Source organism: Eubacteriaceae bacterium Marseille-Q4139 (assembly GCA_018223415.1).
In the GTDB taxonomy this organism is placed as follows: domain Bacteria; phylum Bacillota; class Clostridia; order Lachnospirales; family Lachnospiraceae; genus CABSIM01.
The window spans coordinates 2,817,222-2,834,364 of sequence record JAGTTQ010000001.1; the positions used below are offsets into that span (position 1 = coordinate 2,817,222).

18 protein-coding genes (1 of these 18 running past the window's edge) are annotated in these 17,143 nt (G+C 55.2%); 15 read left to right on the forward strand and 3 right to left on the reverse strand.

Translation table 11 applies throughout. The features are described 5' to 3' along the window. Position 1: 1 nt before the first annotated feature. Positions 2-664: a phosphate signaling complex protein PhoU gene (gene phoU, locus KE531_13310; GenBank protein MBR9954575.1), complete on the forward strand. Its 663-nt coding sequence runs from the start codon at positions 2-4 to the stop codon at positions 662-664. Positions 665-828: 164 nt separating this feature from the next. After that, the gene (locus tag KE531_13315) at positions 829-3,414 is read left to right on the forward strand and encodes a response regulator (protein ID MBR9954576.1); all 2,586 of its coding nucleotides are present in this window, start codon (positions 829-831) and stop codon (positions 3,412-3,414) included. A 68-nt stretch (positions 3,415-3,482) separates the two neighbouring features. On the opposite strand, the gene KE531_13320 is transcribed toward KE531_13315, so the two are convergent. Then, positions 3,483-4,292, reverse strand: coding sequence for a carbon-nitrogen hydrolase family protein (locus KE531_13320; GenBank protein ID MBR9954577.1), 810 nt, complete (start codon positions 4,290-4,292; stop codon positions 3,483-3,485). Positions 4,293-4,574: 282 nt separating this feature from the next. On the opposite strand from KE531_13320, the gene KE531_13325 reads away from it, so the two are divergent. Genes KE531_13325 through KE531_13335 form a run of 3 tightly spaced genes read left to right on the forward strand, consistent with a single transcriptional unit; the run spans position 4,575 to position 6,594 of the window. Next, entirely contained in the window at positions 4,575-5,021 is a 447-nt protein-coding gene (locus KE531_13325) for an ACT domain-containing protein (protein ID MBR9954578.1), read from the forward strand. Then, a complete protein-coding gene (locus tag KE531_13330) occupies positions 5,021-6,232 on the forward strand; it encodes a homoserine dehydrogenase (protein ID MBR9954579.1) in 1,212 nt (403 codons plus the stop codon). Before KE531_13325 ends, KE531_13330 begins: the two co-directional genes overlap by 1 nt. After that, positions 6,229-6,594, forward strand: a complete 366-nt coding sequence (locus tag KE531_13335) for a DUF2752 domain-containing protein (GenBank protein MBR9954580.1) — start codon at positions 6,229-6,231, stop codon at positions 6,592-6,594. The genes KE531_13330 and KE531_13335 overlap by 4 nt, the downstream gene beginning before the upstream one ends. A 58-nt stretch (positions 6,595-6,652) precedes the next feature. Here KE531_13335 and KE531_13340 read toward each other — a convergent pair whose 3' ends face one another. Further along, positions 6,653-7,681, reverse strand: coding sequence for a hypothetical protein (locus KE531_13340; GenBank protein MBR9954581.1), 1,029 nt, complete (start codon positions 7,679-7,681; stop codon positions 6,653-6,655). A 198-nt stretch (positions 7,682-7,879) separates the two neighbouring features. Between KE531_13340 and KE531_13345 the strand changes: the two genes are divergently transcribed. The 6 genes from KE531_13345 (at position 7,880) to KE531_13370 (ending at position 13,421) form a co-directional block, all read left to right on the forward strand. Continuing rightward, on the forward strand, positions 7,880-10,027 hold the full coding sequence (locus KE531_13345) for an RNA-binding transcriptional accessory protein (protein ID MBR9954582.1): 2,148 nt from the start codon (positions 7,880-7,882) through the stop codon (positions 10,025-10,027). Positions 10,028-10,042: 15 nt separating this feature from the next. Then, complete coding sequence (locus KE531_13350; GenBank protein ID MBR9954583.1) at positions 10,043-11,224, forward strand: pyridoxal phosphate-dependent aminotransferase; 1,182 nt, start codon at positions 10,043-10,045, stop codon at positions 11,222-11,224. Between the two features lie 13 nt (positions 11,225-11,237). After that, entirely contained in the window at positions 11,238-11,732 is a 495-nt protein-coding gene (locus tag KE531_13355; protein MBR9954584.1) for a YcxB family protein, read from the forward strand. Next, a complete protein-coding gene (tsaE, locus tag KE531_13360) occupies positions 11,729-12,154 on the forward strand; it encodes a tRNA (adenosine(37)-N6)-threonylcarbamoyltransferase complex ATPase subunit type 1 TsaE (GenBank protein ID MBR9954585.1) in 426 nt (141 codons plus the stop codon). The genes KE531_13355 and tsaE overlap by 4 nt, the downstream gene beginning before the upstream one ends. A gap of 1 nt (position 12,155) precedes the next feature. Beyond that, positions 12,156-12,869 carry a tRNA (adenosine(37)-N6)-threonylcarbamoyltransferase complex dimerization subunit type 1 TsaB gene (tsaB, locus tag KE531_13365; protein MBR9954586.1) on the forward strand — a complete coding sequence of 238 codons (714 nt, stop codon included), beginning with the start codon at positions 12,156-12,158 and terminating at the stop codon, positions 12,867-12,869. 192 nt (positions 12,870-13,061) lie between these two features. Further along, the gene (locus KE531_13370) at positions 13,062-13,421 is read left to right on the forward strand and encodes a molecular chaperone Hsp90 (protein ID MBR9954587.1); all 360 of its coding nucleotides are present in this window, start codon (positions 13,062-13,064) and stop codon (positions 13,419-13,421) included. 53 nt (positions 13,422-13,474) lie between these two features. Here KE531_13370 and KE531_13375 read toward each other — a convergent pair whose 3' ends face one another. Next, positions 13,475-14,722, reverse strand: a complete 1,248-nt coding sequence (locus KE531_13375; protein ID MBR9954588.1) for a DAK2 domain-containing protein — start codon at positions 14,720-14,722, stop codon at positions 13,475-13,477. 223 nt (positions 14,723-14,945) lie between these two features. On the opposite strand from KE531_13375, the gene rimI reads away from it, so the two are divergent. The 4 genes from rimI to tsaD all read left to right on the forward strand — a co-directional run. Further along, on the forward strand, positions 14,946-15,392 hold the full coding sequence (gene rimI, locus KE531_13380; GenBank protein MBR9954589.1) for a ribosomal protein S18-alanine N-acetyltransferase: 447 nt from the start codon (positions 14,946-14,948) through the stop codon (positions 15,390-15,392). Between the two features lie 101 nt (positions 15,393-15,493). Beyond that, on the forward strand, positions 15,494-15,736 hold the full coding sequence (locus KE531_13385) for a hypothetical protein (protein MBR9954590.1): 243 nt from the start codon (positions 15,494-15,496) through the stop codon (positions 15,734-15,736). 191 nt (positions 15,737-15,927) lie between these two features. Continuing rightward, the gene (locus tag KE531_13390) at positions 15,928-16,839 is read left to right on the forward strand and encodes a ribonuclease Z (protein ID MBR9954591.1); all 912 of its coding nucleotides are present in this window, start codon (positions 15,928-15,930) and stop codon (positions 16,837-16,839) included. A gap of 29 nt (positions 16,840-16,868) precedes the next feature. Further along, on the forward strand, positions 16,869-17,143 hold the 5' end (the start) of the coding sequence (gene tsaD / locus KE531_13395) for a tRNA (adenosine(37)-N6)-threonylcarbamoyltransferase complex transferase subunit TsaD (protein MBR9954592.1). The gene runs 763 nt beyond the window's last position; 275 of the gene's 1,038 nt are visible here — the first part of the coding sequence; it begins with the start codon at positions 16,869-16,871; the stop codon falls past the right edge of the window.

Below are 17,143 nucleotides of genomic sequence, written 5' to 3' on the forward strand. Positions count from 1 at the left end.
AATGTCACCGAGAACAGTATTTGAACAGGAATTAAAGGAGCTGCGTCTTGATGTGCTCCAGATGGCAGACTGGGTGGAAAACGGCTACGACAATCTTTTTGAGGCCCTGGAGAAAAAGGACGGCGAGACCATGAAAAAATTCGTGCGCCACGACAGGGATATCGAGGATATGCAGCGGAACATCGAGGCCAAATGCCTGAATCTCTTTACGAGGCAGCAGCCGGTAGCCAGGGATTTAAGGACCGTGTCGGCGGCCATGAAGATCGCCACGGACATGGAGCGGATCGGAAACCACCTCTCCGACATGGCAGAGCTTTTCGTCCGCATGAATTTTGCACCGCTTTCCGGCTATTCGGGATGTTTTGCGGACATGATCCGCGACACGAAGATTTTCGTCCATAAGGCCACCGACTCTTTTGTGAACAGGAACATGGAGCTGGCAAAAGAGGTGGTTGACGGGGATGATGAGATCGACGAGTATTTCAACCAGGTAAAGCGGGATGTGATCGGCCATTTAAAGAGCGGCACGATGGACGCCGACGGCTGCGTGGATGCGCTGATGGCGGCCAAATATCTGGAAAAGATCGGGGATCACGCGGTCAACATCGGCCAGTGGGAGATCTTCCAGGAGACAGGTGTGATCGACGAAATCCGTCTCCTTTAATCATACATCTGCACCAGGGGCGCCGGGAGCTTACAGACGTGTAAACTCCCGGCGCTTTGCATTGTATAAAAAGGCGGAAATCCTTTCTCTTCCCCCGCTTCCCATACGGCGGATTTTGTGGTAAGATAGCAAAGCAACGGACAGCAAAGGCTTCCGGAAGAGGAATGAGCGAAAGGACTTCCGCATATGAAAAATCGGGAAAAAAGGACAAAAAGACCATACGGTTTCTGTGGGCCAGCATGATCGGCATTCTTGTGCTCTGCATCGGCGTATTTGTCTGGATCACGAGATATATGTCGAAGGAGAGCGAGGAGACCATGGAACAGGTCGGGGAGATTTACATGTCGGAGGTAAACCGGCAGATGCAGCTCCACTTCCGTTCCATCGTCGAACTGCGGTTCAGCCAGATGGAGGGGATTCTGCTGCGGACGCCGCCGGAGAAGGCGGAAAGCTATGGGGAAGAGATGGCCCATGACCTGTCAGTAAGCGCCCGTGTGCGGGAATTCACATATCTGGGCCTCTATTCCAGGGACGGGACGCTGGAAACGGTTTATGGGGAGCCACTGGAGATTATCAACGGCGGCCCGTTTACAGAGGCATTAAGCGCCGGAGAAAACAAGGTAGCCGCATGGATGACCGGGAACGGGGATACGCTTCTGGTTTTTGGCATCCCTGCGTCCTATCCCATGGCAGAAGGGAAGGAAAGCCTGGGGATTGTGGCAGGCGTTCCCATGAAGGGACTCAACCAGACCATGTCCCTGAGCTCTGCGAAGGCGCTGTCCTTCTCTCATATCATCCGTAAGGATGGTTCTTTTGTTCTCCGGAACGCGGACGTGGCTGAGGAGACATATTTCCAATGGATTCTCGAAGAAACCGAATTTCTGGACATGACGGCTGAAGAAGGCATGAACGCTATGGAGAGTGCTTTCCAAAAAGGCGAGAATTTCTCGTCGCTTTTAAATATTGAAGAAGAGCGGTACCATGTTTACTGTACGCCGCTTCCGTATTCGGAATGGTATCTGGTTTCCATCATGCCATACGGCCCTCTGGACGAGACGGTGAACGAGCTTGGCGTGCACCGGGTCGCGGCGATCCTGAGAGGCTGCGGACTGATTCTTCTGGCGCTTCTCTTTGTGTTTTTCTCCTATTACGGCATGACAAGGCAGCAGATGAAGGACTTAAGGCGCGCCATGAAGGAGGCGGAGCGGGCCAACCGTGCAAAGAGCGAGTTCCTCTCCAACATGAGCCATGATATCCGGACGCCGATGAATGCCATTGTCGGCATGACGGCCATCGCAGAGGCACATCTGGACAACATGGCACAGGTAAAGGACTGCCTTCGGAAAATTGAGCTTTCCAGCCGCCATCTTCTTGGGCTCATCAACGATGTGCTGGACATGGCAAAGATTGAGAGCGGGCGGCTGTCCCTGAATGCGGAAGTAATTTCCCTGCGTGAAATCATGGATGGCCTCGTGGGGATCATCCAGCCGCAGGTCGAGGCAAAAGAGCTGAACTTTGACATTGTCCCGGAACATATCAGGACAGAGCATGTAGTCTGCGACAGTGTGCGTTTAAACCAGGTTCTTTTAAACCTGCTTTCCAATGCCGTCAAATTTACAGCGGAGGGCGGCCGGATCGAAATGGCCGTAAGGCAGGAGCCGTCCCCGTCTGGAGACGAATATGTCCGCATCCACTTTTATGTGAAAGATACAGGAATCGGCATGTCGCCGGAATTCCAGAAGAAAATCTTTGAATCCTTTGCAAGGGAAGACAATAAGCGTGTGCATCGGACAGAGGGAACCGGCCTCGGCATGGCCATTACAAAATACATCATTGACCAGATGGGCGGCACCATTGAGGTAAAAAGCGAGCAGAACAAGGGCAGCGAGTTCCATGTGGCGCTGGATTTGAAGGCAGCAGCGGACGGGGCCAGCGAGCAGGAGCTCGACGGGAAACTCGTGCTGTTTGCCGATGGCGACAGCCGTGTCTGCCAGTCCGCCGCAGAGCTTTTGGCCTCCATGGGAGCAAAGACGGACTGGACGGCGGATGGACGGGAAGCCATCGGGATGGTGGAGAGAAGCCGCGAAGAAGGACGGAGCTATGACGTCATCCTTCTGGGCTGGAACCTGATGGAGCCTGACGGGACTGAAATGGTGAAGGAAATCCGCAGCCTGATGGGAAGCGCCGTGCCGGTTCTCCTGGTTTCTGCCTGCGGCTGGAGCGGGGCCGAGGCAAAGGCGAAGGAAGCCGGCGCAGACGGCTTTATCAGGAAGCCCCTGTTCCGGTCGGCGCTTTCTGCCGTAATTCTCCCGCTTTTTAACAAAGAGGTGCAGGCCGCAGAGGTCATGGAAGAGGCGGAGACGGCCGCGAATATTCAGGGGAAACGGCTCCTGATTGCCGAGGACAACGAGCTCAACTGGGAGATTGCGAATGAGCTTCTCACAGACTGCGGGTTCCTTCTGGACTGGGCCGAAAACGGGAAGCGCTGCGTGGAAAAGTTTGAGGCTTCTGAGCCGGGATACTACGCGGCTGTCCTGATGGATATCCGGATGCCTGTCATGGACGGCTACGAGGCCACAAGGGCGATCCGGACATCGAACCGGCCGGACTCCGGCCTTCCGATCATCGCCATGACGGCCGATGCTTTTGCCGAGGACGTGAAAAAATGCCTGGACTGCGGCATGGATGCCCATGTGGCAAAGCCTTTGGATATCCGAAACCTGGCGGCCGTGCTGGAAAGACTGATTTAAAGAAAGAAGCCGTCATGATGCCGTAAAAAAATCCGGCCTCCCTGCTTTTTCGGGAAGGCCGGAATTTCTTACAGATTTTCCATCCGCGTAGCAAGAAGCGGAAGCTGTTCTCTGACGGAATCCACTTCATCCAGGTCGATGACCGTAGTCTGGAGCTGTTCGGAAGCGCCGAGCTGGTTCAAAACCGTGCCCCAGGGCGAGACGGCGATGGAATGGCCCCAGGAATGGTAGGAGGCGCTCCTGTCCCTGGCCGGCGCCGTGCCGAAGGTAAAGACCTGGTTGTCGATGGCACGGGAGCGGAACAGGACTTCCCAGTGGGCCGGCCCGGTTGTCATGTTGAAGGCGGCCGGGACGAGGATGATTTTTGCGCCCTCTAAAACCATGCGCCTGGCTAACTCCGGGAATCGGAAATCATAGCAGATGCAGAGGCCGATTTTCCCAAATTCCGTATCAAAGACCGTGGCGGAATTTCCCGGCGATAAGGTGTCGGATTCTTTAAAGCACTGGCCGCCCTTTACGTCGATATCGAAGAGATGGACCTTCCGGTGCTTGGCGATCTGGCGTCCCTCCCGGTCAAAGACATAGGCCGTGTTGTAGACGCGCCCGTCGTCCCCCAGCTCCGGCACGGAACCGGCGGAAAGATAAATCCGGAATTTTTTTGCGGCATCGGAGAGAGCGGCCCAGACGGGGCCGCCTTCTTTTTCGGCGTAGGCCGGGAAATTCGGCGTCTCATAAGGGCAGACGAACATCTCCGGCAGGCAGACGATGTCGGCCTTCTCCTCTTTGGCCTGCCAGAGCTTTGGGATCAGCATTTCAATATTTTTCATCTTGTCGCTGTAAACGCGGGTCTGGAGCTGTACGATGGTGAGCTTTGTCATGGTATGAACCCTCCTTTTTAATGGAACTCGTTACTTACCAGTTTAAAGACTGCGGCGCAGAATGTCAATTCCGCAAAACAGCCGGAGGAAGAAATTTCCACCGGTGAAAATTCCTGCAATTCCTGAGGAAAATCTCCGCCATGGACGTCTGCTTTCGGATTGTATGGGGGAAAATACTTGATTTTTTTATACAATTATGCTAATATCTTCCGAGTAAAGACAAATGTATTTGTGAGACGAACATGCCGTACAGTCTTGTGCGGCAGAAGGGGCTTTTTAAAGATGGAAGCAAAAAAGAGATATTACGTGGTAAATGAGAGGGCGCTGCCGGAGGTACTCCAGAAGGTCGTGGAAGCGAAACGGCTCCTGGATTCGGACCGCTCCATGACTGTTCAGGAGGCCACGGAGCGGGTGGGCCTAAGCCGCAGCTCCTTTTACAAATATAAGGACGACATTCTTCCTCTTTCCGACAATACCAAAGGGAAGACCGTGACCCTGGTGACGCAGATGAATGACGAGCCAGGGCTTTTGTCGGATCTTCTCCATGTGGTAGCCACCTACCGGGCCAACATCCTGACGATCCACCAGACGATCCCGGTCAACGGCGTGGCGACGGTGACTTTGAGCGTCGAAGTCCTGCCGGATACGGGGAACGTGGCGAGGATGATGGAAGAGATCGAAGAACTGACGGGAATTTATGACATCAGGATTTTAGGAGTGGAAAAGTAATGAAAGCAGCAATCATGGGATACGGCACGATTGGCTCCGGGGTTTTTGAGGTGCTCCGGGAAAATCGTGAACAGATAGAAAAGAAGGCGGGAGAGCCCATCGAGATCAAATATGTGCTCGATCTGCGGGACCTTTCCGGGACACCGGCGGAGGAAGCGGCAGTGAAAGACCTTTCCGTGATCGAGAACGACCCGGAGGTCTCCATAGTCGTAGAAACCATGGGCGGGACGACGCCGGCCTATGAGTTTGTAAAGCGGTGCCTCTTAAAGGGAAAACATGTGGTGACGTCCAACAAAGCGCTGGTGGCGGCCCACGGGACAGAGCTTTTAAGGCTTGCCGGGGAAAAGGGCGTAAACTTCCTGTTCGAGGCCAGCGTCGGCGGCGGGATCCCGATTATTAGGACGTTGAACGACAGCCTGGCCGGCGAAGACATCCTGGAAATTTCCGGCATCATGAACGGCACCACCAACTATATCCTGTCCAAGATGTACGAGGAGGGCTGGACGTTTGATGACGCCCTGCGGACGGCTCAGGAGCTGGGCTACGCGGAGCGGGATCCAAAGGCCGATGTGGAGGGCTATGACACATGCAGGAAGCTTGCAATCCTGACGGCCGTCTCCACAAGGAAAGAAACCAGCTACGAGGACATCCCGACAAGAGGGATCACAGACATCACCGACCTGGATTTCAGCTATGCGGCCAGGCTCGGCACTTCGATTAAGCTCCTTGGCATCAGCCGCAAAAAAGACGGGAAGCTCTATGCCGAGGTGGCGCCGGTGATGGTTGGGGCCCAGAATCCGCTGTATTCCGTGAGCGGCGTCTACAACGGGATCATGGTGACAGGGAATATGCTCGGCGTGTCCATGTTTTACGGCAGCGGCGCCGGGAAGCTCCCGACGGCAAGCGCCGTGGCGGCCGACATGATCCATGCGGCGATTCGGAAAAACAGCCGGCTGTCGCCTGGCTGGTGCGAAGAAAAGCAGGAAATCCTTCCGGCTGACCTTCTGGAGCGGAGATACTTTGTGCGATTTGAAGGGAAGCGCCAGGAGAAGAAGGAGATCGTGGAGAACGCCTTCGGGAAGGTGAAATGGATTTCCCTGGAGGGTATGGACGAATTTGCCGTCCTCACAGAGAAGATGAGCGGTGAGAAATTCCGGGCTGCGGCCGAGGCGGTCGGCGGCCTGCGCCAGCACATCACGGCAGAACTATGAGTGTGGTAAGAGAAATTTTTATCCTGTGGCGGAACGGGGAGATCCCCTGCTTGTTCCACCTGTTCACCGGCCTCTACTGTCCCGGCTGCGGCGGGACGCGGGCCGTCAAGGCGCTGCTTTTGGGGCGGCCGCTTGTGAGCTTTCTGTATCACCCGCTGGTGCTTTTCTGTGCGCTTTTGGCGCTGTGGTTCGCCTGGTCATATTTCCTTTACCGGCGGACGGGAAAGGAACGGTACCGGCCGTCTTTTGACAATAAATATGTGTATGCGGCGGCCATTCTCACTGCCGTCAACTTTATCATAAAAAATGTGCTTCTGATATTCTTCGGGATTGACCTTCTGGCGCTTCTGCCGAAGGTATGAAAAACCCCGGCCGTGCTTCCAACGTGAAAAACATGGCCGGGGTACTTATATTTTTATGCTACTGCATCTGCTGGAGCTGCTGTTCCATCTGCTCGTAGATTTCGTTGAACATGGCGGCGTTTTCCGGGTCATTCATGAAGCTCGTAAAAGCCAGGACGTAGAGGAACTCGCCGATGCCTAAAAGGATGCAGATGATGCCGAGGACGATGCCTGCGATGGCCGTGCCGGAGAAAGGCTGTCCCTTTTTCGAGATCACGGCAAAGCTGACGGCGCCGACGCCCAGGATAATGGCGAGAGGGAAGGCGCAGCAGCAGAGGGTCAAAAGGCCGAGAATCCCGCAGGCCAGAGAGCCTGTGGCAAAGTTGTTCTTCGGCTTTTGCTGGCGCGGCTGACCGCCCGGCATGTTCCCGTTTCCGGGATTCTGGTATCCGCCGGGATGCGGCTGGCCGTACGGATCATAAGGGCCGTTTTGCCCGGGTGCGCCGTAATAGCCGCTCTGGTTTTGCTGCCCGTAGGGGTCATACTGGCCGGGGCCGCCGTAATATCCGCCGTGATTTTGCTGTCCATATGGGTCATAAGCGCCGTTCTGTCCCGGGGCGCCGTATCCGCCGTTCTGGTTTTGCTGTCCGTAGGGGTCATACTGACCGCCGGGCATGTTTCCGCCGCCGGGATTCTGGTACCCGCCGGGATTTTGCTGGCCGTAAGGGGCGTGCTGTCCGGGGCCGCCCGGATTCTGCCCATAGGGATCGTAGGGGCCGTACTGGCCGCCGGGCATGTTTCCGCCTCCGGGGTTCTGGTATCCGCCCTGATTTTGCTGCCCATAGGGGTCATACGGGCCGTTTTGTCCGGGTGTGCCATACTGCCCCTGGCTGTTCTGCTCTTTGGGGCCTGACGCCTGTCCGAAGGGATCCGGTGCCTGCTGCCAGGATTCCTGGCTGTGCCCGGCTTCCTGAGAACCCTGTCCGCTTTCATAAGACGTCCAGCCGTCTTCCTGTCTGTCCGTGCCAGTCTCCGGCCTTTTACTGCCGTCTGTCTCCGGCATGTTTTCCATGCCGCCGTTATATTCGTTTCTATCCATATCTGCCATAATTCCAGTCCTCCTGCGAGCCAGATAGCATAAGTTCAAAAGTATTTTCTGACGGCCTGCCGAAAGTGGCAGAACCGTATCCTCATTTTAACACGAACAGGGGGCCTTGTCCATATTTAAGTTGCATATCGCCCCCCTTTGAATTATAATGAATAATGGAACGCCGGACGCCCGGCGAAGGAATGAAGGAGCAGATATATGGATATTTTGAATGAACTTCAGCAGGAACTGGGCATCGCCCGGAGCCAGGCAGAAGCAGCAGTAAAACTGATTGACGAGGGAAACACGATCCCGTTTATCGCCAGGTACCGGAAGGAAATGACCGGCGCCTTAAACGATGAGGTGCTGAGGAACCTGGATGAGCGGTTAAAATATTTGAGAGGCCTCGAGGAGCGGAAAACCCAGGTGCTTTCTACGATTGAGGAACAGGGAAAGCTGACGCCGGAGTTAAAAAAGCAGATCGAGGAAGCCAGGACGTTAGTGGCCGTGGAAGACCTCTATCTCCCCTACCGTCCTAAGAGGAAGACGCGGGCCGGAATCGCAAAGGAAAAGGGGCTGGAACCCCTGGCCGATACGATTGCCCTCCAGCTTTTAAGTGAGCCGCTTCCCGCGGCGGCAGCGGCCTATCTTTCCGAAGAAAAAGGCGTAAAAACAGCAGAAGAAGCCATTTCCGGTGCCATGGATATCCTGGCGGAGCGGATTTCTGAGAATGCAAAATACCGGGCCTATATCCGGAAGACGACGGCCGCCGAGGGGCTTATCAGTTCCGAGGCCAGGGATGAAAAGGCCGAATCGGTTTATGAAATGTATTACCATCATGAGGAGCCGGTGAAAAAATGTGCCGGCCACCGCGTCCTCGCCTTAAACCGCGGGGAAAAGGAAAAGTTCCTTACGGTAAAGATTCTGGCGCCGGAGGAAAAGATCTTAAGATATCTGGAAAAGCAGGTGATCGTCCGGGAGAACCCCGTCACGTCCCCGGTCTTAAAGGAAGTCATCGAGGACAGCTACCGCCGCCTGATCGCCCCGGCCATCGAGCGGGAAATCCGAAACGACATGACGGAGAAGGCGGAGGACGGCGCCATCCATGTATTCGGGAAAAACTTAGAACAGCTTCTCATGCAGCCCCCGATCACCGGACAGGTGGTTCTCGGCTGGGATCCCGCCTTCCGTACCGGCTGCAAGTTAGCCGTCGTGGACGCCACGGGAAAGGTGCTCGATACGGTGGTGATCTACCCGACGGCGCCCCAGAACAGGGTGGCGGAAGCAAAGAAAGTCTTAAAGGACTTAATTGAAAAATACCATATTACCTTAATTTCCGTCGGAAACGGGACGGCTTCCAGGGAGTCGGAGCAGATCATCGCGGAATTTATAAAGGAAATCCCGGAGCATGTCCGCTACATCATCGTAAACGAGGCAGGCGCCTCCGTCTACTCGGCCAGCAAGCTGGCAACGGAGGAATTCCCGAAGTTTGACGTGGGCCAGAGAAGCGCCGTCTCCATTGCAAGGCGCCTTCAGGATCCTCTGGCGGAGCTTGTAAAAATTGATCCGAAATCCATCGGCGTCGGCCAGTACCAGCACGACATGAACCAGAAGCACTTAAGCGAGGCACTGGGAAATGTGGTGGAGGACTGTGTAAACAAGGTGGGCGTCGACTTAAACACGGCATCGGCGTCTTTGCTGGAATATATTTCCGGAATCACAAAGGCCATTGCCAAAAATATTGTCGCGTACCGGGAGGAAAACGGAGCGTTTACAAGCAGGAAACAGCTTTTAAAAGTATCGAAACTGGGGCCGAAGGCCTTCGAACAGTGCGCCGGCTTCATGCGGATTTCTGATGGTGAGAATCCTCTGGATGCCACGTCCGTCCACCCGGAAAGCTACGGGGCGGCCGCAGAACTCTTAAAGCGCCTGGGATATCAGCCGGAGGAAATGAAAAAAGGCGGCCTTTCAGGGCTTGGAAAGAAAATTCCGAATTATAAGAAAATGGCAGACGAACTGGGAATCGGCGAGCTGACGCTCCGGGACATCGTATCGGAGCTTGAAAAGCCGGCCAGGGACCCGAGAGAGGAGATGCCGAAGCCGATTTTAAGGACGGATGTCCTGGAGATGAAGGACTTAAAGCCCGGCATGATTTTAAAGGGCACGGTCCGAAACGTCATCGACTTCGGGGCCTTCGTGGACATCGGTGTCCACCAGGACGGGCTGGTACATATTTCCGAAATGTCGGAAAAATTCATCCGCCATCCCTTAGAGGCCGTCAGCGTCGGCGACATCGTGGACGTGAAGGTGCTCCAGGCGGACACGGTGAAAAAACGGATCTCGCTTTCAATGAAAATTAAAAAATAAATGGAGGGGTAAGACATGAAGTACAATTTTGACGAAATCGTAGACAGAAGCGGAACCTTTGCATCCAAGGTGGAGCGCCTTCCCAAAGGGGCTCCGGCAGATTCCCTGGCCCTCTGGGTTGCAGACATGGATTTTCCGTGCGCTGAGCCGATTATCCGTGCGCTCCACGAGCGTATCGACAGGAAAATTTTCGGCTACACGGTCTATGACACCGAAGAATGCCGCGGGACGGTGGTTCAGTGGTTCAAGAGACGCTACGGCTGGGAAGAGAGCGAAGAGAACCTGTTCTTCTGCCCGGGCATCGTTTCGGCGTATGCAGTTCTTTTAAACCTTTTAACAGAAGAGGGAGACGGCGTCGTGATCCAGAGGCCGATCTACTACCCATTCACCATGAAGGCCAAGAGCAACAACCGTGTGATCGTGGACAATCCGTTAATCTATGAGAACGGCACCTACCGGATGGACTACGAAGACCTGGAGAAAAAGATGGCAGATCCGGCCAACAAGGTACTCGTGTTCTGCAGCCCCCACAACCCGACGGGACGCGTCTGGAGCGAGGAAGAGATCAAAAAAGTCGTGGAAATCTGCAAAAAATATGACAAATGGATCATCTGCGACGAGATCCACTGCGACCTCTTAAGAAAGGGCGTCGTCCATCATCCGATCCTCAAGGTATGCCCGGAATACTCCGACCATATCGCCGTCTGCACGGCTCCCAGCAAGACCTTCAACCTGGCAGGCATGAAGACCTCCAACATCGTGATCCGCAACAAGGAGCTCCAGAAGCGCTGGAAGGAGCTGCTTGACGACAAGCTTTCCATGGGCGGCGCTTCCACGTTAGGGCTTACGGCTATGATTGCAGCTTACACAGAGGGCGACGAGTGGCTGGATCAGGTGAATGAATACATCGAGGGCAACTTAAACTATATCGACAGTTTCTTAAAGGAGCACATGCCGAAGGCCCATCTCGTCCCGACGGAAGGAACGTATCTGGCCTGGATTGACTTCAACGAGTATGTCCACGGCGACGCCGAGAAGTTAGAGGAGCTGATGCACAAGGCCAAGGTGGCTCTCGACGAGGGCTATATCTTCGGCGAGGCCGGAAGAGGCTTTGAGCGCATCAACGTGGCGTCTGCCCGCAGCGTCATCGAGGACTGTATGAACCGGATCAAGAGCGTTCTGGAGCCGGAGCAGTAGGCAGAGGTGAGGAATGAAGTTCAGTGTTAAAATGACGGCAAAGGATTTGTTTGACTTTTCCATGTACAATTCGTACAGCGGCGCCATGGGGCTGTTCAACGTGATATGCACGTTTGCAGCCCTGGTGCTGTTAATCGTGACCTGGGGCTCCACGGATGTGTACCAGAAAGTGCTTTTAGCGTTCTGCATGCTGATTTTTACGGTGATCCAGCCGGCGATGCTGCATTTTAAATCAAAAAAGCAGGCGGAGATGCACGGATTTTCCACGCCGGTGAACCTGACTTTGACCGATGAGAAGATTGCGGTAGAGCAGGCCGGCGTCGAGGGGGAAATCCTCTGGAGCCAGGTCTGGAAGGCGGCGCGGATCCCGTCCATGTTTATTTTAAAGGTGGGGCCGAGCCATGCGTACCTGCTGCCGAATGCGGCTGTTGAGGGACGTGAAGAGGAGCTTCTTGCCCTCTTAAAGAAAAACCTTCCGGAAAAGAAAACGAAAGGACTTAAGGCATGATAATAGAAAGCTTTGAACCTGGGGATACTTATGCATTGGGAAAGAAGCTCGGGGAACAGGCAAAGCCGGGGGATGTGTTCTGTTTAAACGGGGATCTCGGCGTGGGGAAAACCGTGTTCACCCAGGGGTTTGCGGCCGGCCTGGGGATTACGGAGCCGGTGAACAGCCCGACCTTTACGATTGTCCAGCAGTACGACGGCGGCCGTCTGCCCTTTTACCACTTCGACGTGTACCGGATCGGCGACGTGGAAGAGATGGAAGAGGTGGGCTACGAGGACTGCTTCTATGGCGACGGCGTGACCCTGATTGAATGGGCCGGTCTGATTTCAGAGATCCTGCCGGAGACGGCGGTGTCCGTGACAATCGAAAAGGAGCTTGAAAAGGGGTTCGATTACAGGAAGATCACAGTGGAGGGAAGATGACATGCGGATTCTGGGAATTGAAAGCTCGTCCCTTGTGGCATCGGTGGCCATCGTGGAGGACGGCGTAACCATGGGGGAATATACCGTCAATTTTAAAAAGACCCATTCGCAGACCCTGCTTCCGATGATCGACGAGCTGGTGAAAATGCTTGGGATTTCTTTAGACAGCCTGGACGCGATAGCCGTTTCCGGCGGCCCCGGCTCCTTTACAGGGCTTCGGATCGGCTCGGCGACGGCCAAGGGGCTTGGATTTGCGCTGAAAAAGCCGCTCATCCATGTTCCGACGTTAGAGGCCACGGCCTACAACCTGTTCGGCGTGCCGGGGCTCATCTGCCCGATCATGGATGCGAAGCGGAACCAGGTTTACACAGGGCTTTACCGGTTTGAGGACGAGTTTGCCGTTGTGTCGGATCAGGAGGCCATGGATATGGGCGAGCTGATCGAAAAACTGAACGCCATGGGAGAGCGCGTCATCTTTTTGGGCGACGGCGTCCCCGTGTACAGGAAGCAGATCGAGGAGAAGCTGACCGTGCCGTTTTCCTTTGCACCGGCCAATACAAACCGTCAGCGGGGCGCCTCCGTGGCAGCCCTCGGGTGCAGATATTTTGAGCAGGGAAAGACGGAGAGCGCCGCGGAGCACATGCCGGACTACTTAAGAAAATCCCAGGCAGAACGGGAACGGGAAGAACGCGAGAGAGCGGCAGAGCAGGGATAAATGGAAAAGAAAGGTGGTGGCGGCTGCGATGGATCTCAGCTTTATCATGATATTTTTCGGCTTCATCATCCTTCTTGTCCTGATTGTGGCGGCTGTGACCGTTGGTACGGTCTCGAGCTGCTTCGGTGCCATTCAGGATGATGAGGACGGAGAAGAAGTATAAATTATTCTTTAAAAAGAGGAGGTTTTGCTGTGAATAAGGAAGTTCTGGAATTTGTAGCGGAAAAGACGAAGGAAATGATCGGTTCGGCCACATGCAGCAAAGAGGCAAAGGAAGCCGGACAGGCATGGCTGGATGCCATTGGAACGGAGAAAGAGGCAGAGGCGACGAAGGCCTACATTGCCGAGCTGGAGGGCGACATCATGCCGGTGGACATGCTCATAAGCTTTGCGGAGTCGGAAGCAGGGAGCCAGCTTTTCGGTGCGGAAAAGGCAAAAGAAGTGGCAGCCCATGCAAAGGCAATCAAGGCAGACGGCGCGCGCTACTGCGACTGCCCGGCCTGTGCGGCAGCAGAAGCCATCCTTGAGAAAAAAGAAAGCATGCTTGCATAAGAGAACAGGACATTTGAGCCGGGGAGCGCAGTTTCCCCGGCTCGTTTCTTTTATCATGGGAGCCGTTCTGCCTTGATTTCCGTCAGGTACCCGCCCGCAAGGGAAAAGGGGATGAGAGAAAGCGGCGCCTCCGTGTGGATATGGCATTTGATAAGGTCCACGCCCTCGGCAATGACGGCGCTGTCGCCCGAGGCGGTCAGGGTTTTTTTCAGGTGCTCAGAAAGCCCGGCGTCCGCGGCGTCCTTAAGGACAGAAAATTCAGTGCAGAAGCGCGGACGGGTATTTTCAGACTGACTGAGCGTTCGATTCTGGCCTTCGCTTTCCCTGGCCCATGCTTCGTCCGGCCCCTGAAAACAGACCTTCCGGTACGCACCGTGGGAGACGGCGAGAAAGTCAAGAAGCGGCGTTTCCGAAAGGCAGAAGGATAACACTTCCCGCGGCTGATCTGAAAAGACCTGACAGCGGAGCGAAGCGCCGGTATCCATAACGACAACCTGCTCTCCAAAGGCCTTTAACGCTTTTTCCATGGACTCCGGCGTCCTGGAGCCCAGCCTGTTTTCCGATGTGAAGGTGATCCGGTAGGTGATGATTCCCTCGGCCGCCCTGGCGCTCTCCGTATTCTTTTCCATAAAAACGAATGCGCCGGCGCCGTCCGCTTCATCCCAGTCATCCTTCAGGATACCCTTTCCGGAAAAAACATGTCCAAGTCCCTCGATAAGCAGGCAGTAGCCCTTCGCACCGGCGTCGACGACGCCTGTCTCCTTAAGGGCGCTTAACCGCCTTGTGGAGTTTTTTAGGGAAACGGCGGCAGAAGCCTGAAGGCAGTCCCAAACCTCTAAAAGCCCGGCGTCCGGCGACCGTTTCAGAAGACGCGCGGCATCGGCGGCGCTTTCCCGGCAGGCCGTGAGGATTGTCCCTTCGGCCGGCTGCGCGACGGCGCGGTAGGCGAGCGCTGCCCCGCATGCCAACCCGCGCACAAGATCGGCGGGGGAAGCTGTTTCCCTGTCTGCCAGCTCTTTTGCAAGGCCGCGGAAAATGAGAGATAAGATTGCTCCGGAATTCCCGCGGGAGCCTCTTAACATGGCGGCTGCTGCTGTCAGAGCTACCTCTTTTACCGTACAGCTTTCGGGAAGGCGGAGAAGCTGTCCTTTGGCGGCTCCAAGGGTCACGGCCATGTTGGAGCCGGTGTCGCTGTCCGGCACGGGAAACACGTTGATGCGGTTTAGTTCCATCCGTCTTGAAGAAATCAGATTGGCGGCGTTTATGATGCCGTCCCGGAGCATGGCTCCGCTCACTTCCATAAAAATTCCCCCTTTGTGTGTTTTCAGGTTTTCAATCGCAAACTAACAATGATAGTTATTGTGTCTCCAGTATAGCGGATTCCGGTATTTTTGGCAAGATGCGCCGGAAAAAAGTATTTCTGTACAATGGGCCGCAAATCTGGTACAATACTGCCATGTTCGATTGATCGAAGGGGCGGGGCGCAGGACGTCCCGTTTGGGTTTGAAAGAGAGGTCATGGCAGATGACGGTGCATTTAAAAAAACTGGTTCCTGACGATATCCCGGAGTTGGTTTCCATAGAACAGGAGTGCTTTTCCGATCCCTGGTCGGAGGGGCTTCTTTCGGCGCTCTTTGAAAGCGCGTTTGACGAGACCTGGGTTCTCAGGCTGGATGACGGCACGGCGGCCGGCTATATCAATCTCCGGTTCCTGGCCGGCGAGGGGGAGCTGATGCGGATTGCCGTCCGCCCCGAATGCCGCGGCCGGGGATATTCGAGAAAAATGATGGAACAGATGGTAAAATCTGCTGAGGAAAAGCAGGTGCACGACATGACCCTCGAGGTGCGCGCGGGGAACCTGGCGGCCATAAACCTTTATAAATCCTATGGTTTCAGAAAAGAGGCCGTCAGGAAGAACTATTACCACGATCCCGACGAGGACGCGTTCATCATGTGGCGTCGTCCGGCATGAAAGAATTACCACTTAAATCCGACGATTTTTCCGCTATAATGTAGGGGTACCCGGCAGGCGGGCCGGAATCAGAGCAAAGGATGCGGAAAGGTGAGGATAGCATGAGAAAGTACGGAAAGAACGGGCGGCTTGAGACCGTCGTCTGCAACATGTGCGGAAAAAAGATTGTTGTAAAAGAAGGGATTGTCCGGGAAGGCGCGGCCATGATCGACTATGCGTGGGATTATTTTTCGGAAAAGGACGGAGAAGTCCATCATTTCGACCTCTGCGAGGCGTGCTATGATGAGCTTGTCAGCCAGTTCCGGATTCCGGTGGACACGGAAGAACAGACGGAACTTCTTTAAAAGTGAAAATGGTTAAAAAAGGGGCGGCGCGGAAATTTCATTTTTGCGCCGCCTTCTCTTGCGTTTGCGCGCCGGTTTGTGTTATGATGCAGGAGACCGTCTGGAAAACGGTCTCGGCCGAAGGGGTCTGCCCTCCGGCAAAAATCCCGGCGGCTGGAAACGTGCCGGGAAAGAAGAAATGAGGAATTTACATGCTGGATATTTGTTTGCTTGGGACCGGCGGCATGCAGCCGCTGCCGTACCGGTGGCTGACCTCGATGATGGCACGCTGTGACGGCAGCAATCTTTTGATCGACTGCGGCGAAGGTACCCAGGTTGCTTTAAAGGAAAAGGGATGGAGCCCGAAGCCTGTGGACATCATCTGCTTTACCCATTATCACGCAGACCATATCAGCGGCCTGCCCGGCTTCCTTTTAACCATGGGAAACGCGGAGCGGACGGAGCCGGTGCTTTTGGTGGGCCCGAGAGGGTTAGAGCGGGTCGTCGGCGCCCTGCGGATGATCGCGCCGGAGCTGCCCTTTGAACTGAAATTTAAGGAACTTACGGAGCCTAGGGAAACTTTTACGGCCGGCCCGTATGTGGTGGACGCCTTCCGCGTGAACCACAATGTCACATGCTACGGCTACCGGATCTCCATACCGCGGAAAGGCCGGTTCGACGTGGAGCGGGCGAAGGCCCAGGACATCCCCCAGAGATTCTGGAACCGCCTGCAAAAGGGCGAGACCATCGAGCATGAGGGACGGCTTCTGACGCCCGATATGGTGCTTGGGGCCGCAAGGCGCGGGCTTTCCGTCACGTATTCCACGGACACAAGGCCTGTCCCGGTCATCGCCGAGTATGCAAAGGACAATGATCTGTTCATCTGCGAGGGCATGTACGGGGAAAAGGAGAAGGCGGCAAAGGCCAGGGAATACAAGCACATGACGTTCCAGGAGGCGGCAAAGCTTGGCCGCGAGGCGGCGCCCAGGGAGATGTGGCTGACCCATTACAGTCCGTCACTCATGCGGCCGGAGGAGTATCTCGAGGAAATCCGCGGCATTTTCCCGCGGATCCGGACAGCCAGGGACGGCTGGTCGCTGGAGCTTGGCTTCGACGAGGAATAACCGGCCGGGAATAGAAAAGAGGAAGGAACATGCTGCAAAACAAAACAGAAGAAGACGTTTATATCCTTGCGATTGAAAGCTCCTGCGACGAGACGGCAGCGGCAGTGGTGAAAAACGGGCGGGAGGTGCTCTCCAACGTGATTTCCTCCCAGATTGCCCTTCACACGCTGTACGGCGGCGTGGTGCCGGAAATTGCATCGAGAAAGCATATTGAAAAAATTAACCAGGTGATCCAGGCGGCTTTGGACGAGGCGAAGATGACGCTGGAAGAAATGACGGCCATCGCCGTTACTTACGGGCCGGG